Raw genomic sequence first — 22,418 nt, 5'->3', positions numbered from 1 at the left:
CCGCCCGCGGGGATGCGGCTTCGAACTCCAGGAGAAGGAATGACACACCAGCCCAATCGGCCTTTGGGCCGCTTCGCCCTGCTCATCGGCGCTGTGGCGGCGGGATCGGCGCTCACGGCATGTTCGGTCGACGGCGGCGATCCGGCCGCGGATACGCCCCAGCCCGCGACCGTCTCGATCACCATGCCGGGCCCGAGCAGCCGCCAGGTGCCGAACACTGACCAGATCACGGCGGAAGCGGCGAAGCAGCTGTGCGACATGATGGGCGCGGACATCGACACCTGGCGTGGCCAGAGCGCCACGGTGGCCAAAGTGACGTTCAACGGCACCGTGCACAACTGGGCGGCCCGTAACGGCGGGCTCAACGACGTCGTCGTCACCCACCGCGACACGGTCGACGCCGTCACTACGCAGACCTGCCCCGACGTGCGCGAACAGGCGGTGCAGGCGCTCGGCGTACCGGACCTGGCCTCGGCGCTGGCGGGGTTCGGCCGATGAGCGCCGCGCGCCGGATGGGCGTCGCCGTCCTTGCCGCGCTGGCGGTGTGCGCGGCGGGGTGCGGCAACGAGCCGGAGAAGATCGTGAACAAGGGCGGTGACACACCGTGCAACGAATACGTCGCCCAGGATCCCGACAAGCAGCGCGTCACCACCGAGAAGTTCCTCGAAGAGGAGCGCGAGGGTCACGAGACGCCCGACGCCAGAACCGTCGACGCGGCGATCACGGCGATCAAGTTGATGTGCGCGGCGCAGGCCAATCCGGACACCCCGATCCGCAAGGCCGACCTCACCGGCGTCTTCGTGCCGAAATGACCGTCTTGCTCGCGATGCGCGCGCACGGGTTGCGGGAGCTGCTGACCGCGGTTCCCGCCCTGCGCGCGTTGCACGACGCCCGCCCGCGACACCGGCTCGTACTGGCCGCGCCGGGATGGCTGCGCCCGGTGGTGGAACTGGCCGCGTGCGTCGACGAACTCCACGCGACGCCGATGGCGGCCGGATTGCGCTGGAACGCCGCGGCGCCGACCTTCGCGGTCAATCTGAACGACTGCGGGGCCGAGAGCATACGCGCGCTGCTCGCGACCGATCCGGAACGGATGATCACCCACCGCCACAAGGACTTTCCACAGGTGCCGGGTCCGCTGTACGAGCCAGGCCTGCCGGACACCGTGCGGTGGTGCCGGCTACTGGATTGGGCGGGCATCCCGGCCGATTCGGCCCGACTGGACATCACGCCACCACCGGAGTGCACCGGAGAGCGGCGCTCCATCGTCGTCTATCCGGGTGGAGCCCCGGCGCGTCGCTGGCCCGCCGACCGTTTCGCGACGGTGGCCGCCGGCCTGCGCGAGTGGGGATGTCCGGTACGTATCGTCGGCAGTGCCGCGGACCGTCCGCTCGCCCTCAGCGTCGCGGCCCAGGCGGGCTTGCCCGAAAACGACGTCCTGGCAGGCGAACTCACGCTGCGCCAACTCGCCGCGACGGTGGCCGACGCGTCCCTCGTGCTCAGCGGCGACACCGGCGTCGGGCATCTGGCCACGGCGTTCGGCACACCGTCGGTGCTGATCTTCGGTCCCGACTCGCCCGCGGTCTGGGGGCCGCCACCGGAACGGGCGGCGCATGTCGCGTTGTGGGCCGGGCACCCCGGCGACCCGCGGGCGGACACACCCGCGCCCGGATTGGCGATGATCAGCGCCGCCGAGGTGCTCGCCGCCGCCGATCGGCAGCTCAGCGGGCACGTGCGAGTATGAGAAGGAATCCGCACGGGCGTTTCGCCCCGTCGAGACCGGCTATCTCGGGCATATGACGTCCCTATGGTTGCACGGCGCGCAGGTTCCGGCGCGGTTGCGGTTGACGCCGGGATCGCGCTTCGACACGGTGGTGATCGGCGGCGGGCTCACCGGACTGGTGACCGCCCTGCTGCTGGTCGAGAACGGCGTGGAAGTGGCCGTGGTCGAAGGAAGACGCGTCGGTGCGGGCACCACCGGGGCCACCACGGGGAAGGTCAGCCTGCTGCAGGGGACGCGTGCGCAGCAGATCGCCCGGCACCATTCCGACAACGTCCTGCGCGACTATGTGGCGGCCAATCGCGAAGGGCAGGAATGGCTCTTGGAGTACTGTGCCGCGCACGGCGTGACCGTCGAGCGGGCAGCAGCCTTGACCTACGCGCAGAACGACGACGAAATGTCGGCCGTGCGAGCGGAATACGCCGCGACGCAGAAGGCGGGCCTGCCCACCGAGCTGTTGCGCGAGCTGGACGTCGACTTTCCCGCGCGCGGCGCGGTGCGCTTGGCCGATCAGGCCCAACTCGATCCGATGGCCCTGTTGGCCGCGCTCGCGGCCGACGTGGAGTCACACGGCGCGCCGATCTACGAATCCACCCTCGTGCGCGGCGTACATCACGGTGGCGGCGGTGATCTCGTCGTCTCCACCGAACACGGCGACCTCGGCGCGGGCCGGGTGGTGCTGGCCACGGGGACGCCCATCCTCGATCGTGGCGGATTCTTCGCCCGCCTCACTCCGCAACGCTCCTATCTGACGGCCTTCCGCCTGGACCGACCGGCTCCGCGCGATATGTACATCAGCGCGGGCAGCCCGACTCGCTCCCTGCGCCGCGCGCAGGGACCGGACGGCGAACTTCTGCTGGTCGGCGGCAACGGTCATGTCGTCGGCCGCGGCGGATCGACTCGGGAGAAAGTGGAGGATCTGGTGAACTGGGCGCACACCTGGTTCCCGGGCGCCGAGCTGACGCACCGCTGGTCGGCTCAGGACTACTCCCCCATCGGAGAGCTTCCCTATGTGGGTCCGTTGCTGCCGGGGCAGAACGACATTCAGCTGGCCACCGGCTACGCCAAGTGGGGTTTGACCAACGGGGTCGCCGCGGCGATCGCGCTGGCCGGACGGTTCACCGGGGCGGCACCTCGATGGGCGGGCGCGCTGGCGAGCTGGCGTCCGGACGAGCTCAAGGCACTGCCCGCGGCGACGAAGATCAACGGCGCCGTGGCACAGAAACTCTCCGCGGGCTGGCTGCGGGTCGCGACCCACCACGACGGCGACGCTCCAGCCGAAGACTGCGGCATGGTCCTGCGCGAGGGCCTGCACCCGACGGCGGTGTGCACGGTGGACGGCGTCACCAACCGGGTCTCGGCGGTGTGCCCGCATCTCTACGGCATCGTCAACTGGAACGACGCCGAACGCACTTGGGACTGTCCGCTGCACGGCTCGCGTTTCGCCGCGGACGGCACGCTGCTCGAGGGCCCGGCCACCAGCTCGCTCACTCCCCTGCACGAGCCGCGCGACACCCGGTGAAACGGCGACGGGCTGCTCAGTCCGTCAGCGGCCTGGCATCGGCGAGGATTCGATCGACCGTCTGCTCGGCCGTGAGATCCGACGTGTCCAGCCAGAGCCCGATCCGGGGAGTGGTCTCGCGCAACACCCTGTCCAGCCCCGCGACGGTGAATTCGTCGTAGGCGTCTTTTCCGCGTCCGGCCTCGCGCGCCAAGACCACTTCGGTGCGCGGCGCGAGCACGACGACATACAGCGGTCGCGTGACGATCAGATCCGCCGTCCAGGGCAGGAATTCACCGAGGAAGACATCCTGCAGCACAGCCGTGAACCCGGCATCGGCATAGGAGTCGGCCGTCGCCGCGGCCAGGCTGTGCCGTAGCCGCAACTGGGCCAGCGCCTCGGGCGAGGGGTCCGCGGTCATCTCGGCACGCCCGTTCACCACGAACCGGCGGAAGGCGTCCCCGCGCACGTGCGCCGAGCGCGGCAGCCGCTCGGCCAGCGCCTGGGCGACGGTGGATTTGCCCGCGGCCTGGATGCCGGTGATCAGATAGACAGCCGATGCCATGACGACGATCATGGCGCGCCCCGCCACGACCGGCTACGGCGACCCCGCCGCGCTCAGTTCGCCCGAGCGCCTGTCTTCTGCTCGACATAGCGGTTCATCGCCCAATTCAATCCGCGCATCGCGGCGTTGTACGCGGGCGGGAAATACCGCTGCGCCCACAAGCCCACGCGAATGTCGGGCGAGGTGAACACGAGGTAGCGGTTGCGCTCGACACCACGCACGATCGAGCGCGCCGCCGCCTCCGGGGTGACCGCGTGCCGCATGAACAGCGCCATGCCCCGCTGCACCGCTTCGGCCGTGCGATCGACGCCCGCGATGTCGACGCTGTCGACCATCGGCGTGGCCATGGCGCCCGGACACACCAAGCTCACGCCGATGCGGTGGCGTGCCAAGTCGAAGCGCAGCACCTCCGACACCCCGCGCAGGCCGAATTTGCCCGCGCTGTACGGCGCGTGCCACGGCAGGCCGAACAGGCCGGCCGCCGAGGACACGTTCACCACGTGACCGCCGCGTCCGGCCGCGATCATCGGCGGGACGAACGCTTCGATCACGTGGATCGGGCCCATGAGGTCGATGTCGACGGTGCGCCGCCACTGATCGTGCGTCAGCCGGTCCACGGTCCCCCACGTGGCGATACCGGCCACGTTCATGACGATGTCGACGCTGCCGACCACGTCGTGCACCTGGGCCGCCAGCGCCACGACCTGGTCGTAGTCACTGACATCGGCCGCCTCGGCGACGTGGACGGTCGCGCCCGCGGCGCGCGCGTCGGCCGCGGTCCGCGCCAGGCCGTCAGCGGCGATATCGGTCAGCACGAGCGAAGCGCCTTCGGTCGCCGCCGCGAGCGCCGTGCTGCGACCGAGACCGCTGGCCGCGCCGGTGATCAGACAGGTTTTGCCGGCGAACTTCGTCATAGTCGATGACCATACGCAACCATGAACACCACTGTCTATGGAACAGGCGAACGGCTCTCCCACGGGACCGGCGCGAGCGCGACCGTGATGTTGTCGCCGCCACCGCAACGCAACGCGAACTCCGCGAGCGCGCGGGCAGCCTCCGCGGGCGCCTTCGCTGCCACCTGGTCGGCCAGCGTGGCGGGCGCGGGCGAGTAGTTCCACAGCCCGTCGGAGCACAGCAGCAGCACACCGGGTCCCGAGACGCGCACCGTCCGAACACAATTGTCCGCCCACGGCTTCGGCGGGCTGTCCGCGCCGAGCCAGCGGATCAGCGTGTGCGCCCGGGGATCGGCCATCGCCGCGCGCTCGTCCATCGCACCCGCGTCGACCAGTGCCTGCGCCCACGAGTCGTCGACGGTCAAGCGCTGGGCCTGCTCGTCACGCTGGGGCGTCGGCAGCCAATAGGCGCGGCTGTCACCGACGTTCGCCACGGTGATCTCGGTTTCCGCGCCGTGGTGGGCGACGATGGCGGACACGTACGTGCACGAGGGCGCGGGACCATCGGGAACGTCCACGTCGCGGACCGCCCGCACCGCGGCCGCCAACCCGGCCATGATCGCCTCGGTCGCGGGCTGTCCTGCCGCGAGCGCGGCGGCGGTCGCGCCGACACCGGCCCGGACCGCCGCACCGGAGGCCACCTGCGGCCGGGACGAAGTCGACACGCCGTCACTGACCGCGATCACGACCGACGCGTCCGTTTCCGGCACCACGCCTTCCAACACCCCGGCCGCGACGGCGTCCTCGTTGCGCGCATGGACGATGCCGCGATCGGTGAGCACCGCCACCGCGCCCAGATCGGTGTCGAAGCGATCCGCCACCGGTCGCGACCGGCCGCACCGCGCACAGCGCCCATCGGCGTAGAAGTGGTCGCCTCCGCAATCGGCGCACGACGTCGCGTCGGGACCGGGCAGCGCTATGTATCGATAACCGAGTTCCCGACCGCAGGACCCGCACCGCGGGCCGTCGAGTCCGACAGCCGAGCATCCGGCGCAGCGTAGGTCGGCACCTTCATCGTTCATCGGACGGCTCCCCTGCCGACAGTGCCGCGGCCGGCGGGCGCGCCATGCTCCGGAAGTCGTTGGCCCAACCGTAACCACAGTGGCGTATTGCTGGTGCGAACTTCCACACCCTCCTCCTTCATCTCCCCGGCAGGCCGACTCCGATCGCGATAGTACGGGAGTGTTCCGGGTCTGGATCCCGGTGCCGGATCTCCCTGCCCGCTGCCCGGCAGCACGATAGCCGACGGTCTGCCCGCACCCGCGAGAGATGGCACCCCGCGCCGGATGATCCGCACGAGGGCAGCCGCTCGTCGCTCAGACCAGCTCGGGCGACCGATGCGACCGCCGCCCCCGCGTGCGAAACGTTTGCGGAGGACAGCCCTGCCAACGGCGGAAGGCCCGGATGAAGGACGCCGCCTCCGCATAGCCCAGTCGCGCGGCGACCTGTTCGGTGGTCATGTCGGTGTGCGCGAGCAGCACCTCCGACATGGTCTGGCGTACCTCGTCCAGCAGCGCCCGGAACGAGGTGCCCTCCTCGTTCAGCCGCCGCGACAGGGTGCGCGAGCTCATGAACAGCCCGAGAGCGACTGTCGCCTGATCGGGGATCTCACCCGGAGTGCGAACGAGGCGGTCGCGCACCGACGCCGCGACGCCGGTCCGTGACCGGCGCCGGTCCAGCAGGTCGCGGCACAGTTGTCCGCAGTTGTCCCGCGCGGCGGCGTTCGCCGGTGGCAGCGGCCGGTCCAGCACACCGCGGTCGAAGACCACCGCGCTCGTCGGCGCACCGAAAACCGGCGCCACACCGAAGACGTCGCGGTACCGCTCGAGGTCGCGCGGACCGGCGTGCCGGAAACCGACCCGCCGCACCGGGACGCCAACGGCGAACAATTCACGATCGAAAGCGGGCAATCCGGCCAGGGCCGCTTCGGCGAAGAACGCCCGCATCTCGGGCGGGATGTCGGCGTCGTCGAACACCAGCCGCGCTTCGCCGTCGGCTTCCTCGATGGCCAGTCGCCCGAACGGCACTGTGCGACCGATGTAGCGCGACCCCACCTCGATCAGCTCACGCAGCGTCCGGCTGCCCAGCAGCGCGAGACCCCACGGCCAGCGCGACCGCAGATCGTGCCGGACCGCCGCCGCGAGACCGAGTCCCGGCTCGTCGCCGAACCGGCCGAGCACCGTCTGCACCACCAGCAGTTCGTCCTGCGCGGTGATCTCGGCGGAGGGGTCGCCCAGTTCGGCGGGCGCCAGCGTGGTACCGGCCAGGCACTCGGCGGGCGCCATGCCCCGCTCTCCGGCGATGCGTACGAGCGCACGCACGCCTGCGGTGCTGCGGAGGGGATCCGGATCTACCATGACTCGCGTCCTCGATGAAGCGGTACTGCGCGGTATCGGCGCAATGTATCAATCGGGTGTCGTGCGCATCGGCGGTTCGCCGAAATGTCGTCACGGCAGCCGCTGGCAGCCAGCTGTTTTCGTCGCCGGAACGGTAGCCGTGTCCGGTGTCGCGTGAGTTCGGCGCCATCAATCCCGCACGGTGATGCCGATGGAACGCGCGAAGGCGGGCGCGAGATCCATCAGCTGCGGACTGCTGATCGTCGCCCCGCGCAGGCTGTCGAGCCCGTCGGCGACATCGAGTGCCGTCGCGCCGCGCAGGTCCGCTTTCACCACGCGAGCGTTGCGCAGCGAGAGCCGGACGAGCGCCGAACCGGGCACCGTGATCTCGGTCAGCGCGGCCTCGGCGAAGTCACAATCGCGCAGCACGCAGTCGGTGAAGGTCACCTCGCGCAATTGGGCCCGGCGAAAGTTCACCGAGTCGAACTTGCACCCTTCGAATCGCACCCGCCGCAGATTCGCCCCCGCGAAGTCGACACCGGACATCGCGCCCGCCACCACCTCACTGTCCAGCCACGCCGTGTCGGCCAATTCGGTGCCGACCCAGCGGACGTGGCGCAGCCACACATCGGTGAACCGGCTGTAGCGCAGCGTGCCGCGGGTGAAGGTGTTCGAGCTGAACGCCGACTCGTTGAAGCGCGCGTGCGACACATCGATGTCGTCCAGCGCACCGCCGTCGACCCGGACGCAGTCGTAGTCGCCCTCCGCTTCGAGGTCCCCGTCCAAGGCGGTGAGATACCGCGCGTAGGGCAGGTCGTCGAGTTCGCGCGCCATGCACTCCTCCAGTTCGTCACGAAGATCGGTCGGCGACGAGTATTCCGGTGCGCAACGACAAGTTCGGCCGCTGATCGAGATCAGTCGCCGCTCGGCTCCAGCCGGGCAGCGCGCGACAGCAGGTAGCGCTGCTGCGGAATGCTCGTTGTCCGCTCCGCGGCGGCCAGATACGCCCCGCGGGCGCCGGCGATGTCGCCGAGCATCTCCAGCAGGTGTCCGCGCACGGCGGGCAATCGGTGGTCGCCGGCGAGACGCTCGCCGAGATCGTCGGCCAGCTTCAGCCCCGCCGCAGGTCCCACTGCCATCGCCACCGCGACCGCGTGGTTCAGCGCGACGATCGGATTGTCGGCCGCCGCCAGCAGGCGTTCGTAGAGCAGGGCGATCTGCGGCCAGTCCGTCGCGCCGTAGCTGGGCGCCTCGTCGTGCAATGCGGCGATCGCGGCTTGCAACTGATACGGCCCTGGAATCCCCCGTGGTAGTGCGGCGGTGATCAGTGCGATTCCCTCGGCGATCGTGCCCGCGTCCCATCGGCTACGGTCCTGCTCCTCCATCGGGATCAGCTCGCCGCCGGGGCCGGTGCGTGCGGCACGACGGGCGTCGGTGAGCAGCATCAGCGCCAGCAGTCCCGCCACTTCGTCGTCCTCGGGCAGCAGGCGGTGCACGAGGCGGGTGAGCCGGATCGCCTCGGCCGACAACTCGACCCGATGCAGGTGCGGGCCGGAGGTGGCGGCGTAGCCCTCGGTGAAGATCAGATACAGCACGTGTAGCACGGCGGCCAGTCGGTCGGCGCGGTCGGCCGCGGACGGCGGGGCGAACGGCACGCCGCTGCGTGCGATAGTGCGCTTCGCCCGGCCGACGCGTTTCGCCATGGTCGGTTCCGGAACCAGGAAGCACCGGGCGATCTCCGCGGTGGTGAGGCCGCCGACCGCGCGCAGCGTGAGCGCGACCTGGGAGGACGGCGACAGCGCGGGGTGACAGCACAGGAACAGCAGGATCAGGGTGTCGTCGGCGTCGCTGGGCTGCCGGTCGGCGGGCGGCGTCAGCCAGTCCTCCGGCAGCGCCCAGCGGGCCACGGTCTGTTCGCGTTGCCTGCGGGCCTGCTCGGCCCGCAGCAGATCGGTGAGCCTGCGCGAGGCGACGGTGATCAGCCAGGCCAGCGGTTTGGCCGGGACACCGTCGGCGGGCCACTGCGTCGCCGCGGCGAGCAACGCCTCCTGCACCGCGTCCTCCGCGGTGTCGAAGTGCCCGTACTTGCGCACGAGCGCGGCGAGGACCTGCGGCGCCAACGGGCGCAGCAGGTCCGTCGCCACTGGATCGGGCATGGTCAGCCGAATTCGGGAGCGGCTTCGGCGATCGGGCGCACATCGGCGTAGACCGATTGGAGTACGTGCGCGGGAGCTGGGCAGTTGTTGAGTTCGGCCGCGATCTCGGTGGCGCGGTCGAAGCTCTCGCATTCCACGATCCAGAATCCCGCGAGCACTTCCTGGGTCTCGGCGTAGGGGCCGTCGGTGACAAACGGCTTTCCGTCCTTGATGCCCAGCCGCCTGGTGTGCACCGGCTCCGCCAGTCCGCGGGTCTCCACGAGTTCGCCCGATTCCTCGAGCTTCTTGTTGAGCTCGGTCATGAACTGGGTCAGTGCCGCGAATTCCTCGGCCGTCCACGCGGGCTTGCCCGTGTCCTTGCCGACCATGCCGTCATAGTCCCGCTGCGAGGCGTAGCTCAGGATCATGTATTTCATGGCGATTCCTCTGGGTCGTCGGCGCCCCGGTGGCGCCGCTCGTCTGGAACGTCGGAGCCGCTGACCATTCTCGGACATCGCGGTGGAAAAAACTTCTCGATGGTGGTCACCAGGCCGGATGCTCTGCTCGGCCGCGTCGTGCCATGCTGTCCCGCATGATCATCGAGGGAACGGCCGCCGCCGGCTACGAGGCCGTGCGGGAGGCGTTCGCGGCCGATTTCACCGAGCAGGGCGACGTCGGCGCCGCGGTCTGCGTGTACCTGGACGGGCGGCCGGTGGTCGATCTGTGGGGCGGAACGGCCGATCCCGATACCGGGCGACCGTGGCAGCGCGACACCTTGCAGCTGGTCTATTCGGCGACGAAAGGCGTCGTCGCCACCATCGCGCACCTGCTCGCGCAACGGGGCGAACTCGATCTCGACGCTCCGGTGGCGCACTACTGGCCGGAATTCGCGGCGGCGGGTAAGGCCGACATCCCGGTGCGCTGGCTGCTGACGCACCAAGCGGGCCTTGCGGCGCTGGACAAGCCCGTCGAACTGGGTGACGCACTGGCCTGGACGCCGATGGTGGACGCGCTGGCCGCGCAAGCGCCGAATTGGCCCCCCGGCACCGCGTTCGGGTATCACGGGCGCACCTACGGCTGGCTGGTCGGCGAAGTGATCCGCCGCGTGTCCGGTCGCACGCCCGGCCGGTTTCTCGCCGAGGAGATCGCGGGTCCGCTCGATATCGACTTCTTCATCGGCCTGCCACCGTCCGAGCAGGCCCGGGTCAGCCGCTTGGTGTTCGCGCCCGCGCCCGACTTGACCGCGGTGCCCGAGGACGCCGTTCCCGAGTCGCTGCGTCCGCTGCTCGCGGCGATGCGTGATCCGCAGGCCCTGGTCAATCGGGCCTTCCAGATCACCGACCCGGCGGACATCGACTTCAATTCACCGGCCGTCCAAGCCGCGGAACTGCCAGCGAGCAACGGCATCGGCACGGCTCGCGGCCTGGCGCGTCTGTACGCGGCGCTCGTCGGCGAGGTCGAGGGCACGCGCCTGCTCACCGCCGACACTCTCGCCGCCGCCAGCCGGGAACAGGTCGCGGGCACCGATCACGTGCTGATGCTGCCCGGCCGTTATGCCTCGGGGTACATGCTGCCCACCGCGGAACTGCCACTGGGCGGAGCCGCCTCGTTCGGCCATCCGGGCCGCGGCGGCAGTCTCGCGTTCGCCGATCCCGAACGCCGTCTCGCCTTCGCCTACGTCACCAACCATATCGTCGAAGGCGCGCTGGATCTGCGCGCCCGCAACCTGGTCGACGCGCTGAACGGCGTGCACGCAACCGCGCGGTGAGCGTTCGCTCCGCCGCGACGCGCGCAGGCCCACCCGGTCACCGGGTGCGGCGTCGTCGGCGGGCCGTCGGTAGCCGAGCGGATAGTCGGCGCGCAGACGGTCTAGCCGCGCCCACCACGGCGACAGGTCCGGCAGCGGGCTGCGCGGCGACTGCCGCCACGGTGCCGTGCATGCCGGGCATGCGCACGTGCTGCGGGTGACTGTCGGGAAACGCACCGCGCCATCAGCGTGGTCGCCACCGGCATCCGGGTCGGTTCGGCGAACGCGCGCAGCGCCCCGGCGGGCGTTGCCCGGCTCGCCGGTCCTCGATCCCGTGGTGAGCACGAACCGTCCTGGCACGGCGCCTGATAGGGCGCGCGTGCGGATCATGATCTCGACCCGGCGCGCGTGGCGGGTCGCGCCGGATCCCTGGCCGCCGTACCGGTCAGCGCAGCGTACGGATCCAGCGGCGCGTATCGGCCGGATCGATGACGTCGTCGACTTCCAGAACGGTGGCGGCGGTGAGAGCCTTGCCGTTGGCGTAGGCGAGCTGGACCAGGTTGTCGAACGCCTGCTGCCGCTCGCCCGGATCCTCGATGGCGGCCAGCTCTTTCGCGAACCCGAGGCGGACCGCGCCCTCCAGGCCCATGCCGCCGATCTCGCCGGTCGGCCAGGCGATGACGAACCGGGGAGCGCGGAACGAGCCCGCCGCCATGGCCTGAGCGCCCAGACCGTAGCCCTTGCGCACGATGACGGTGCCCAGCGGCACCGACAGCGCGGCGGAGTCGATGAACAGGCGGCTGAACTTCGTCACCGTGGCGTCCTTCTCCGCGTCGGGGCCCACCATGAAGCCCGGTGTGTCGCAGAAGGAGACGATCGGCAGGCCGTGCTCGTCACACAGACGTAGGAACATGCTGAGCTTGTCGGCGGCCGGAGCATCGATCGCCCCGCCGTGATGATGGCAGTCGTTGGCGATCAAACCGAACGGCCGTCCCTCGACCCGGATCAGTGCGGTGATGATCCCGGCCGCCCAGTCGCGGCGCAGCTCCAGCACCGACCCGACATCCGCGACGGCCTCGATCGCGGCACGAATATCGAACGCACGCAGCCGATTCTCCGGAACCACGTGCCGCGCCAGCCGCGGGTCCGGCGCGGTCCATTCCTCGATGTCGCCTTGGAAGTAGGCGAGATAGCGCCGCGCGGTGGCGACCGCCTCCGCCTCGTCCGCGGCCACGATGTGCACGACGCCGTTGCGACGCTGCACCTCGACGGGGCCGATGTCCTCCGGGGCGTAGACGCCCAGGCCGCCGCCCTCGATCATGGCGGGGCCGCCCATGCCGATATTCGCGTCGGGAGTGGCGATCACGACATCGCACATGCCGAGCAGCGCCGCGTTGCCCGCGAAGCAGCGTCCGGACACGATGCCGATCAGCGGAACCCGGCCCGAGAGGGCGCCCATCGCGCGGAAGGTGGTCACGTCCAGACCGGAGATGCCGGGATAGTCGGTGTCGCCCGGTCTGCCGCCGCCGCCCTCGGTGAAGAAGATCACCGGAAGCCGTTGTTCGCGTGCGAGTTCCAGCATGCGGTCGGTCTTGACGTGGTTGCGCATCCCTTGGGTGCCCGCCAGCACCGTGTAGTCGTAGGACAGCACCACCGCGCGCGAGCGGCCGGGACCGAATCGCTCGGCGCCGACGGTGGCCACGCCCGCGATCAGGCCGTCCGCGGGCGTGTTCGCGATCAGGTCCTCCGGACTGCGACGCAGGCGCTGGGCGGCCACCGCGAGCGCGCCGTACTCCACGAAGCTGTCCGCGTCGACGAGGTCGGTGATGTTCTCCCTGGCGGTGCGCCGCCCGAGCCGATGGCGTTTGGCGACCGCCTCCGGCCGTGCTTCGTCGAGCACTCCCCGTCGGCGGGCGTGGACTTCGGCGAGGTCGGCGCGCACCGCATCCAGGTCCACCGCGGTGTGATCCACGACCGCGCCCTCGTGCTCGGCGGGGACGAAGGTCAGCAGCGGCGCGTGCGAATCGACGACCGCGCCGATCGCCGCCACGTGGCGGCACACGCGCAGGTCCTGCTCGGCGCGCACCACGTGCTGCATCTTCATCGCTTCCAGCACCGCGACCTCGCCGCCCGCCGCGACCACGACGCCGGGCTCGGTGAGCGCGACCACCGTGCCACCCATGGGTGACCGCACCGCCTCCTCGTCGCCGTCCAGCGTCACTTCGGCGGCCGCGCTCTCTTCCCGGTCGGGCGCAGCGGGCACGACGACGGCGAAATCATCCGCCCGCCGGACCAATTCGTCGACGTTCCGTTCGAACCACGTGGTCGGCACCACGCGGCCCTCCGACAGATCCGTCAAGATCGCGCGCAGCACGGCGATGTTGGTGTCCACTCCGGTCACGACGGTCTCGGCCAGCGCGTCGGCGCACCGGCGCAGCGCGGCCGGATAGGACGGTCCGCAGGCGATGACCTTGGCCAGTAACGAGTCGAAGCGCGCGTCCTGCCGCATACCGGTGAACGCGGCGGTGTCGACCCGTACGCCGACTCCGGTCGGTGGCGCGAACCGGGTCAGCGTGCCGGTGCCGGGCAGCACGTCGCCGCCCGCGGTGACGGTTTCGGCGTTCAGGCGCGCCTGCACCGCGTAACCGCGCGCGGAACCGGGATCGGGGAGCGCGAGATCGGCCAGCGTGGCGCCGCGGGCGAGATCGCATTGCACCGCCACCAGATCGATTCCCAGCACCGCTTCGGTGACGGTGTGCTCGACCTGCAGCCGCGGGTTGACCTCGAGAAACCACGCCTCGTCGCCGCGCGCCAGGAATTCGACGGTGAGGACACCGCGGCAGCCGACGGATTCGGCGAGCCGGACCGCCCAGCGATGCAACCGCTCGCGCAACCCGGCCGGCAATTCGGGGGCGGGCGCGACCTCGAGCAGTTTCTGCTGCCTGCGCTGCACGCTGCAATCGCGGTCGCCGACCGCCGCCGCCACGGCTCCGTCGGTGACGATCTGAACCTCGATGTGCCGCGCGCCGGTGATCAGCGCCTCCGCGTAGACCGCGTCGTCACCGAATCCGGCCAGCGCCTCCGCGCGGCAGCGTTCGAACACCTCCGGGAGGCGGGCCGCGTCGCGCACCGCACGCATACCGCGCCCGCCACCGCCCGCCGCGGCCTTCACCATCACCCCGTCGGGATGCGCGGTGAGCAGTGCCCGCACCTCGGCGATGTCCGCGCCGCGGGGGCTCGCCGGGATCACCGGGACACCCGCGCGCTCGGCCGCCGCGCGTGCCGCGGTCTTGTCGCCGAAGATGTCGAGCGCTTCGGGCGACGGACCGACGAACACGAGTTCGGCCGCCGCGCACGCCTTCGCGAATTCGGCGCTCTCGCTGAGGAATCCGTAGCCTGGGTGCACCAACGCGCCGGGGCCCGCCTTCCTCGCCGCCGTGACGACGGCCGCGACATCGAGGTAGGCGGAGGCTCCCACGCCGGGCAATGGCACGGCATCGTCGGCCAGCCGGACGTGCAGCGCGTCTCGTTCCTCGGCGGTGTGCACCGCGAGGGTTCGCCAACCCCGTTCCCGGGCGGTGCGCAACACGCGGACCGCTACTTCTCCCCTGTTCGCCACGACGACCTGCATGCCGCCCAGTCTGGTTGACATTGACGTCAACGTCAATATGGGTCACCATATCGGCGTGACCCAGTCCACCTGGTCGGTGCGCGCCGCGCGGGAGCGCTCGCACACCTCCCGGCACCGCGACCTGCTCGACGCCGCGACCCGCGTGTTCGCCGAGCGCGGCTACGACAACACCACCGTCGCCGCCATCACCGCCGAGGCCGGCGTCTCCCGCGCGACGATGTACGTGTACTTCGCCTCCAAGGAGGAGATCTTCCTCGCGCTGGCCGAGCGCGTGCGCGACGACTTCCTCGCCGCGCAGGAGCCGGGCATCGAGGACGAAGATCCGCGGAATATGTTGCGCGCCACCATCGAATCCTTCGCCACAGCGGTCGCCGCGGCGGGACCTCTGCTGCGCCTGATCGATGAGCGCGGGTCCGTGGACCCCAAGGTTGCGGCGCTGTCCGAGGAGATCACCGAACGGCCGATCCGCCGCTTCACCCGGTATCTCCAGCGTCAACTCGACGCGGGCCGCATCACCCCGGTGGCGACGCCGCGGGTGATCGCGGAAACGATCGGCTACACCCTCACCGCGGGCATCCTCGCGCGTCGGACCGCCGACGAGTCCAGCCGTGCGGAGTATCGCGAGGCCATGGGAAAGGTCGCGGAAACTCTGCTCGGCCTGTAGCCCGTCACCGCCTGACCTGCGTCATTCTTTCCCCTGCTGATCGCCGCCACCGCACCGCGAGGGCCGTGCATCACGCATTCAATTGACTTACAGCGCGATTGAACCCGTCGAGCGCCGCGTCCGATATGGCTGGACCGGGCGCTCCCCTCGGTTTGCCGCGCAGCTCCAGGGGTAGGCCGATTCGCGATAGCCCCACCCGGACCGGACACCCACGTCGACTTTTCCCGAGGAGAAGCAGTCATGAATCACCCCCACGACACCACCGACAAGGACGACTCGCACGAAACATCGAACGCGCGGGAAAAGGGCATTCTCGAAGGCCACTCCGAGAACTCCGGCAATCTGGCGGGCCCGGGGCCCAACACCGACCGAGACGAAGACCCCGATACGTGAAGCCGCCAAGCCGGGCCGACGCGAGGATCAGCGTCGTGAGATTCCGGGACGCCGCTGGTTACGCGTTCGAAGCGAGGTCTTCGATTCGACGCCGTCCCGCCGAAGCTGCCGCCAACAGTTCGTCGGCTGCGCCGTCGGGCGGGCGCGGGTTCGATCATCGCTGCGCTACCGGCCAGTTCAGCTCGGTGCGCAGATCCGTGGGGTCCATGTCCGGAGCGGGCTTGGTCAGGTAGACCTCCCACCGCAGCGGCTCCGCGGCCAGTCCCTGCTCATCGATCCAGGCCCGCAGGTGTTCCCAGGCGGCAGCCAAGCCGTCGAATCCACCGGCGTGCACGATCCTCGCCACGCGGCCCGCGGGCAGGCAACCGGCCCTGACGTCGCGCTCCGGGCGCAGGTCCCGGTCGACCGCGAACCCCACCTCCAGATCCAGCGTGGCGTCGGACTCCGCCCGATACACGCAGAATGCCTGCCCCTCGATCGTCGCGCCTTGTCCGGCGACGACCTCCGGCAGGATCCGGAACGACCGGTCGAAGAAGTCTCGCAAGCCCGCGGGTGGGACACGGTCACGGATAACCGCCGTGGCGACCTCCGGGACATCGAGCAATTCGGGATCGGCCGTGGAGGCGGCAGCCAGGTCGTCGGTCATGATTCTCCTTGATCAGGTCGCGGATACTCCATCACCAACGACGCCGTGACCGCCGGAAACTCATCGGTGCCGCCGTGCGCCGGGTCTCATGGTCACGGGCTCGGGCCGAAACATGCGGAGCTTTGTACCAGCCGGTTCAATCTAATATTCGTGGGCGTACTAGACTGCGGGAGTGGCAGCAGTGACATCGCAAGCCGGACAGGCGGCTTCGCGCGGGCGGATCGACAAACGGCAGGCGATCCTGGACGCGGCGTTCGTGGTCTTCGCACGCCGCGGTTACGCGCAGGCGTGTGTGCAGGAGATCGCCGAGGCGGCAGGCGTCGCCAAGCCGACCATCTACAACCACCTCAACGACAAGGAAACCCTGTTCCGGCACACGCTGGCGGCCGCGGGCGACGCGGTGCTGGCCGAGAACCTGGCGGTCGTGGACCGGTTGCGCAACCCCGGCCCCGACTTGCGCGCCGCGCTGGAGGACCTGGCGTACCGGCTGATCCGGGTCTGCTGCTCCGAGCGATCCCGGTCGCTGCGGTGGCTGACCTACGGGCAGGTCGCCCAGTTCCCCGACTTGATCGACATCGTGGTGAGCCGCACGTCCGACCAACTGGCCGATGCGCTGGCCGACCGGCTGGCGCGCCTGTCGCTGTCCGGCCGCTTGCGCGCGTGCGACCCGGCCACCGCCGCGGAACAGTTCCTCGCGCTGATCACCGGCCCGATGGAGGGCCGCTCACGGCTGGGCACCCGCAAGGTCTCCACCACCGAGATGCGCGCGGTCGCCACGACGGGGGTCGACACTTTCTTGCGCGCCTACGAAGCGACGGAAAACCCCCTGAGCCCGTAGGCCGTCCGCTTGGAAACCGCCTCCACCGTCGACGCGCAGGAGCGTACCGCGTCCGCCGCACCTGGCGAGAGCCGCAGCGCACCTGCGAAGTTCTGCCGCCGAATTCGACACCGTACGACTCACCGCGCGATACCTTGTCGCCGGGGAAAGGACCGACGTGACCGGCTCACCCGAAGATCTGCTCGCGACCATCGAAGCCGAGCGGGCGATCTACCGCACGTTTTATCACTTCTTCCGACTCGCGGACACCGGGGAGAGCGAACGTTTCGTCGAATGTTTCACACCGGACGCGCTGATCGAGTACCGGATCATGCCCGGCCCGGTGGTGCGCTTCCACGGACGCGACGAGTTCACCGCGTACATGAGCCGCGCGCCGAAATCCCAGCGCACCATGGTGGCGCATGTCGCCGGGCAGGCCACCATCGAGTGGACCGAGGACGGCCCGCTGCTCACCGCCTACGCCACGGTATGGCATTGGTTCACCACCAGGGAATTCGCCGACACCAACCGCCCCGCGGACTGGACCACCATCGGCCTGGTGCAGGACAGATACGAGAAATACGACGGCGAGTGGCTGATATCCCACCGCGACGTACGACCCGTCGCGGGCCGGGTCGCCGCCGGACGCGGCCCGGCCTGAACTCGCCCCTTCTCGCTCATTTCCCGGCACTCCGCCGCCTTCACGCGACGCGACACCGACTTCCGTGGTCGCGAACGCCCGCTCCTGGATGACTTGGCGGCCGTGTCGCCGTTCGCGCCCTCGCGATGACGGCTCGGCGCACGCCACCGAGTTCGCCCACCGGAGTGTCACAACCACCGACACCGCGAAATTCTTTACCGCGCAGGTCAGAAGGGTCGGCAAATCCGCCGCGCCACAATGTCATCCGCTCGCCTGGACCGTCGCCGGGAGTTGGCCGAAGCGGAGACCTGGTCACCAGCGCGGTAACTCTTGGTGAACGACTCGTGCGACGCGAGGGTCCGCCGTATCCTTGGATCCGTTGGGAAAGAGGGGTGATGACCGAACGACCTATGTCATCGCCGCCTACCCTGACCTCCACATTCCCCGCCGCGACTGCATAGCGCTGGCGAAACTCTCCCTCCCGCAACGGTTTCCACCGACGATGCGATGTCCACCAGCTTCGGCATCGCAGCTCATGCCCAGTGACGACAGTCCAGCGGCAAGGTCTCCTGCGGGCATTTTGGCAACCCTTCAGTAACCTACAGGCGGATAGACCGATGGTTGCCAAATAGCTTGTATCTATTGATGTTTGGCTATCAATTGCTACAATCAAACCGTGCACCGTTAGTTTAGCTAATCAGTGGCAAAACTTGATTCGGACGCGTCGAAGACCGCGGCTCGCCCGGAGTCCTTCCACCACTGAGGCGTGCGCACGATCCGTTGTCGGCAGTTCCAGGGAGTTCGCTATGGACAATCCGCATGTTCTGGTCATCGGTGGCGGCCCAGCCGGGTCCACCACCGCAGCCCTGCTCGCGAAATCGGGGGTCCGGGTGACCCTCCTGGAACGAGATAAGTTCCCGCGCTATCACATCGGCGAGAGCCTGTTGGCTTCGGTCCTGTCGACCTTGCGCGTCTCCGGCGCCTACGACGCGGTGGCCGCCCACGGCTTCCAGATCAAACGAGGTGGCCACTTCCAGTGGCAGGACGACAACTGGTTGCTGGACTGGTCCAAGCTCGTGGACGCCGAGGCCTGGTCCTGGCAGGTCCAGCGCGACGTCTTCGACGAACTGCTGCTGCGCAACGCCGCCGAGCAGGGTGCGCGGGTGATCGAGCAGGCCACGGTCACCAACGTCCTGTTCGAGGGCGACCGGCCGACGGCCGTGGAATGGACCGTCGACGGTGACGACGAAGTGCACACCACCGAGATCGACTTCCTCGTCGACGCCTCCGGCCGCGCGGGCGTGCTGGCCAAACACCAGGTCGTCGATCGTCAGCAGCATCCCGCCTTCCGCAACGTCGCCGTGTGGTCGTATTGGGAAGGCGCACACCTACATCCGGACAGCCCGGAGGGCGCGATCAACGTCGTCTCCACGCCGGAGGGCGGCTGGTTCTGGAACATTCCGCTCTCGAACGGCCGCCACAGCGTCGGCTATGTCGTCTCGGCGCGCAAAGCGGCTCCGAAACTCCGCGAACTCGGCCGTGAGGCGTACTACGCACAGACCATCGCCGACAGCGCGGCGATGAGCAAGTTGCTCGTCGGTGCGCGGCAGGTCGCGGAGGTCAAGGCGGAGCAGGACTACTCCTACACCTCCGACCGGTTCAGCGGTCCGGGCTGGGTGGTCGTCGGCGACGCGGCCTGCTTCCTCGATCCGCTGTTGTCCAGCGGCGTGCATCTGGCGACGTACTCCGGCCTGGTCGCCGCGGCGGCCATCGCGACGATCCTGCGCGGCGAACTGAGCGAGTCCGCCGCGCTGGCCTTCTACGAGGACGCCTATCGCCGGGCCTACACGCGATTCCTCGTCCTGGTGTCGCGGATGTACGAGCAGTATGTGGGCTCGGAGGAGTATTTCGCGCACGCGGGCACCTTGACCACCGGGCACAGCGGCGACACGAAGCAGGCTCAGTTCACCGAGATCATGGCCGGCCTGACCGACATGGACGAGTCCTCGGGCGTGCAACAGCGCGCCGCGACCGCGACCATCATCTCCGCGGCCGAAGGCCTGCACGCGGAGTCGGCGAACCTCGAGTACATGGGCCACCTCGACATGTCCGTCGTGTGGGATCACTGGCGCGACCCGTTGGCGGACACGACGACCGGCCAGTTGCGCATCACGACCGAGCCGGTGCTCGGCCTCACCGATCGGCCGCGGACCGAAGCGGAGATCGCCGCCGTGGCTCGTCCCGTTCTCCCACCGACGGCTGCCACCACCCTTTAGCGCCGGTACCGGCACGGATTCCTCGTGACAGGCACTGCACGGAGCCGGTCGTGACGATCACGCACATCGGCCCCGAACCACCGGGTGATCGCCCGCCCGGTGGTTCGGGATTGCGCACCCACGACGAGATCGGGCGATTCGACCACCCGCTGACCAGGATGCTGCTGGCGAGTGACGGATTCACCACCCCCGCGCTGGCGGCGATACTTCGCACCGACCTGCACGTGCGGGTATTGCGTCAGGACGACATCGCGGCCGGCCGGCTGCCGACCACGGTCACCGACGCTTTGGGCGTATCCGGTTCCGATCGCGTCATCGTCCGCCGCTCCTGCCTGGTCAACGCCGACTTGGTCACCGCATCCATCAATTACGTCGTCGCGGTGCGCGCGGGCGCGGCCGCTTCCGGTATGGACGATGTGCGGGTGCCGATCGGCACCGGCTTCATTTCCCGTGGCGTATCCCAGCGGCGGCATCTCCTGCGGACCGGCGTGGCGCGGTGGCCGGACGGTCGCCTCTGCGCGGCACGGGCATACGTCATGACGCTCGGGGATCGGCCGCTCTGCTACATCCGGGAGTCGTTCAACCCGGACGTCATTCCACCCGACCACGCCGCCACGGCCGGTGCCGATCCGCCTTGGGCCGACGAACCGGAACCCGCGCGGCCGGGGTCGTTCCTGGTGGCGAGCCGACTGTTCGAGGCGCACGAATTCCTGGGCAGCGTACAGCGGGGTGCGGACTCCGCAGCGCTACCCATCCGCCTGCGGCATTCGCGGCCCGGCCCTGTACAACCCCACGAATGCGAGGTTCTCACAGCGGATTTGGCGAAGGCAGCGCGGGGAGATGGTTTCGTCCTGCACCTCGGTGGCCGCGACGACGCCTCTGCCGGCGACGACACCAGAACGGTCGCCGCGCGCAGGGCACTGACGTACGCGGCGGCCGCGGTCATGACGCATGGGCTGGGAACAGCGACGGTCACCATCGAACGAGCGCCCGGACGACACCGCGGCGACCTCCGCGCTGCCGCGGCGCTCGACGAGTGGCCCGCCGACCGCTTGCCGATCACGCTGTGCGTGAACATTTTGCGCCGCGCCGCCGACCGGTCGCACGATCCGGTGCGACGCGACCTGCTCCGCGCGGTGAGCGGGCTGTTGCCGGTCGCCGCGATCGCACCGCCGGGCGCCAGTGAACTGCACAATTGGCTACCGCTGCTGCGCATCTCCCGCGAACCGGTCGTCCCGCCCGGCCAGGGACCTGACGAACGATGGTGGGATCGCTCGGCACACCTTTTGTGGCTCGACGATCGGGCGGGGGCTCTCGCCCGCGACCGAATGCGGGTCGCCATCCATGCCGGTAACCCTGTCGCGGTAGCACTCGGCTCCGCCACTACCCCGGACGACATCGAGTTCCTCTGTCGCACATTGAATCCGCGGAAAGAGCCGGGGCGGCTCACACTGGTCCCCCGACTCGGCGTCGCCCGTACCCTCGATACGCTTCCGTCCTTGTTCGCCGCGGCCGCCGCGTGTGACACACCGATCTGCTGGGTGTGCGATCCGATGCCGTCCACGCGCATGCCGCACGGCGGCGGCGACTTCGGTGCCGACGATGTCGCCGACGTGATTCGCGCGTTCTTCGACACGTGCCGAACGACCGGCACCGTTCCCGGCGGCCTGCATCTCGAATGCGGCCCCGACCCCGTCGAAACGCTTCATCGCGTCATCGCCGCGCTCGAACTGCGGGCCACCTGGTCACCGCGATGACACGAACTCCCGGCGCGGCGCCGACGGTCCGGTAACGAGAGCCACGCCACCGCTGGAATCGTTCGCCGGGCACTCGGCGGCGCTCCGGGACTTCGCAACGCTTGCACGAACAGCGCGGGTCGCAGCGGCGAGTGCCGGTGTGGCGGTCGAGTGACGGATTCATTGCCAGCAGCGGGAATCGGATATCGAAGTGGGCGCTATATCATCACCCGGTTCCGTGGACATTGGGCTGCCCTTCTCGGTGTCTGGTCCGATGACACGGTACCGATCACCCATATCGCACAGGCGGACAGCTGAGGAATCGAACGAGCTGTCCATATACGACCAGAACCATCGGTAAGTTAGAGATTGATGTTCGCTCTGGTTCTCGCAGCTGCGGATCGGCTACGCTATACCGCCGAGTGGCAATCCTTCCGGGCGCGTTTACGGTCGACGATCACGCGCGGAGCCCGGCGCGCCCGAGCTCGCGTGCTCGAATTTCGGAATAATTTCGATTCACTTGTTGGTCCAAGCGAATCCGTGGGATTCGCGATCGAACCGCTACACTTTCGTTATTCTTCGGAACGGGTACAGGTGA

General features: G+C 69.5%; 20 protein-coding genes. 11 read left to right on the top strand and 9 right to left on the bottom strand.

Annotated elements, in window-relative coordinates; all coding sequences use genetic code 11:
- Positions 1 to 39: 39 nt before the first annotated feature.
- The 4 genes from ABZ824_RS25400 to ABZ824_RS25385 are packed head-to-tail and all read left to right on the top strand — an operon-like array spanning position 40 to position 3,302.
- Entirely contained in the window at positions 40 to 498 is a 459-nt protein-coding gene (locus ABZ824_RS25400) for a hypothetical protein (RefSeq protein ID WP_356965692.1), read from the top strand.
- On the top strand, positions 495 to 812 hold the full coding sequence (locus tag ABZ824_RS25395; RefSeq protein WP_356965690.1) for a hypothetical protein: 318 nt from the start codon (positions 495 to 497) through the stop codon (positions 810 to 812). The genes ABZ824_RS25400 and ABZ824_RS25395 overlap by 4 nt, the downstream gene beginning before the upstream one ends.
- Complete coding sequence (locus tag ABZ824_RS25390; protein WP_356965688.1) at positions 809 to 1,744, top strand: glycosyltransferase family 9 protein; 936 nt, start codon at positions 809 to 811, stop codon at positions 1,742 to 1,744. Before ABZ824_RS25395 ends, ABZ824_RS25390 begins: the two co-directional genes overlap by 4 nt.
- Positions 1,745 to 1,796: 52 nt before the next feature.
- Positions 1,797 to 3,302 carry an FAD-dependent oxidoreductase gene (locus ABZ824_RS25385; RefSeq protein WP_356965686.1) on the top strand — a complete coding sequence of 502 codons (1,506 nt, stop codon included), beginning with the start codon at positions 1,797 to 1,799 and terminating at the stop codon, positions 3,300 to 3,302.
- Between the two features lie 16 nt (positions 3,303 to 3,318).
- Here ABZ824_RS25385 and ABZ824_RS25380 read toward each other — a convergent pair whose 3' ends face one another.
- From ABZ824_RS25380 to ABZ824_RS25350, 7 genes are all read right to left on the bottom strand, one after another.
- Positions 3,319 to 3,846, bottom strand: a complete 528-nt coding sequence (locus tag ABZ824_RS25380; RefSeq protein WP_356965684.1) for an AAA family ATPase — start codon at positions 3,844 to 3,846, stop codon at positions 3,319 to 3,321.
- A gap of 53 nt (positions 3,847 to 3,899) precedes the next feature.
- Positions 3,900 to 4,760, bottom strand: coding sequence for an SDR family oxidoreductase (locus tag ABZ824_RS25375; RefSeq protein ID WP_356965682.1), 861 nt, complete (start codon positions 4,758 to 4,760; stop codon positions 3,900 to 3,902).
- 35 nt (positions 4,761 to 4,795) lie between these two features.
- The gene (locus ABZ824_RS25370) at positions 4,796 to 5,620 is read right to left on the bottom strand and encodes a protein phosphatase 2C domain-containing protein (RefSeq protein ID WP_356965680.1); all 825 of its coding nucleotides are present in this window, start codon (positions 5,618 to 5,620) and stop codon (positions 4,796 to 4,798) included.
- Between the two features lie 495 nt (positions 5,621 to 6,115).
- Entirely contained in the window at positions 6,116 to 7,156 is a 1,041-nt protein-coding gene (locus ABZ824_RS25365; RefSeq protein WP_356965678.1) for an AraC family transcriptional regulator, read from the bottom strand.
- Between the two features lie 168 nt (positions 7,157 to 7,324).
- Entirely contained in the window at positions 7,325 to 7,969 is a 645-nt protein-coding gene (locus tag ABZ824_RS25360) for a pentapeptide repeat-containing protein (RefSeq protein ID WP_356965676.1), read from the bottom strand.
- Between the two features lie 80 nt (positions 7,970 to 8,049).
- Positions 8,050 to 9,291 (bottom strand): DUF6596 domain-containing protein, encoded by a 1,242-nt coding sequence (locus tag ABZ824_RS25355; protein WP_356965674.1) that lies wholly within the window; start codon positions 9,289 to 9,291, stop codon positions 8,050 to 8,052.
- Between the two features lie 2 nt (positions 9,292 to 9,293).
- Positions 9,294 to 9,707, bottom strand: a complete 414-nt coding sequence (locus ABZ824_RS25350) for a YciI family protein (protein ID WP_356965672.1) — start codon at positions 9,705 to 9,707, stop codon at positions 9,294 to 9,296.
- A 155-nt stretch (positions 9,708 to 9,862) separates the two neighbouring features.
- Between ABZ824_RS25350 and ABZ824_RS25345 the strand changes: the two genes are divergently transcribed.
- The gene (locus ABZ824_RS25345; RefSeq protein ID WP_356965670.1) at positions 9,863 to 11,038 is read left to right on the top strand and encodes a serine hydrolase domain-containing protein; all 1,176 of its coding nucleotides are present in this window, start codon (positions 9,863 to 9,865) and stop codon (positions 11,036 to 11,038) included.
- Between the two features lie 424 nt (positions 11,039 to 11,462).
- On the opposite strand, the gene ABZ824_RS25340 is transcribed toward ABZ824_RS25345, so the two are convergent.
- On the bottom strand, positions 11,463 to 14,648 hold the full coding sequence (locus ABZ824_RS25340) for a carboxyl transferase domain-containing protein (RefSeq protein WP_356965949.1): 3,186 nt from the start codon (positions 14,646 to 14,648) through the stop codon (positions 11,463 to 11,465).
- A 55-nt stretch (positions 14,649 to 14,703) separates the two neighbouring features.
- Here ABZ824_RS25340 and ABZ824_RS25335 point away from each other — a divergent pair, with 55 nt between their 5' ends.
- Together ABZ824_RS25335 and ABZ824_RS25330 are read left to right on the top strand one after the other, a co-directional pair.
- The gene (locus tag ABZ824_RS25335; RefSeq protein ID WP_355075211.1) at positions 14,704 to 15,312 is read left to right on the top strand and encodes a helix-turn-helix domain-containing protein; all 609 of its coding nucleotides are present in this window, start codon (positions 14,704 to 14,706) and stop codon (positions 15,310 to 15,312) included.
- 240 nt (positions 15,313 to 15,552) lie between these two features.
- Positions 15,553 to 15,705, top strand: a complete 153-nt coding sequence (locus tag ABZ824_RS25330; RefSeq protein ID WP_356965668.1) for a hypothetical protein — start codon at positions 15,553 to 15,555, stop codon at positions 15,703 to 15,705.
- A gap of 154 nt (positions 15,706 to 15,859) precedes the next feature.
- On the opposite strand, the gene ABZ824_RS25325 is transcribed toward ABZ824_RS25330, so the two are convergent.
- Positions 15,860 to 16,351, bottom strand: coding sequence for a GyrI-like domain-containing protein (locus tag ABZ824_RS25325; RefSeq protein WP_356965666.1), 492 nt, complete (start codon positions 16,349 to 16,351; stop codon positions 15,860 to 15,862).
- Between the two features lie 172 nt (positions 16,352 to 16,523).
- Between ABZ824_RS25325 and ABZ824_RS25320 the strand changes: the two genes are divergently transcribed.
- The 4 genes from ABZ824_RS25320 (at position 16,524) to ABZ824_RS25305 (ending at position 21,841) form a co-directional block, all read left to right on the top strand.
- Positions 16,524 to 17,189: a TetR/AcrR family transcriptional regulator gene (locus tag ABZ824_RS25320; protein ID WP_356965664.1), complete on the top strand. Its 666-nt coding sequence runs from the start codon at positions 16,524 to 16,526 to the stop codon at positions 17,187 to 17,189.
- Positions 17,190 to 17,346: 157 nt separating this feature from the next.
- The gene (locus tag ABZ824_RS25315; RefSeq protein ID WP_356965662.1) at positions 17,347 to 17,829 is read left to right on the top strand and encodes a nuclear transport factor 2 family protein; all 483 of its coding nucleotides are present in this window, start codon (positions 17,347 to 17,349) and stop codon (positions 17,827 to 17,829) included.
- A gap of 785 nt (positions 17,830 to 18,614) precedes the next feature.
- On the top strand, positions 18,615 to 20,084 hold the full coding sequence (locus ABZ824_RS25310) for an NAD(P)/FAD-dependent oxidoreductase (RefSeq protein ID WP_356965660.1): 1,470 nt from the start codon (positions 18,615 to 18,617) through the stop codon (positions 20,082 to 20,084).
- Between the two features lie 50 nt (positions 20,085 to 20,134).
- On the top strand, positions 20,135 to 21,841 hold the full coding sequence (locus ABZ824_RS25305; protein ID WP_356965658.1) for a 3-deoxy-7-phosphoheptulonate synthase: 1,707 nt from the start codon (positions 20,135 to 20,137) through the stop codon (positions 21,839 to 21,841).
- The last annotated feature ends 577 nt before the right edge of the window (positions 21,842 to 22,418 follow it).

Origin of the sequence: Nocardia sp. NPDC047038, assembly GCF_040644075.1 — a bacterium.
In the GTDB taxonomy this organism is placed as follows: Bacteria; Actinomycetota; Actinomycetes; order Mycobacteriales; family Mycobacteriaceae; genus Nocardia; species Nocardia sichangensis.
This window is presented reverse-complemented; position numbering and strand designations above follow the sequence as displayed.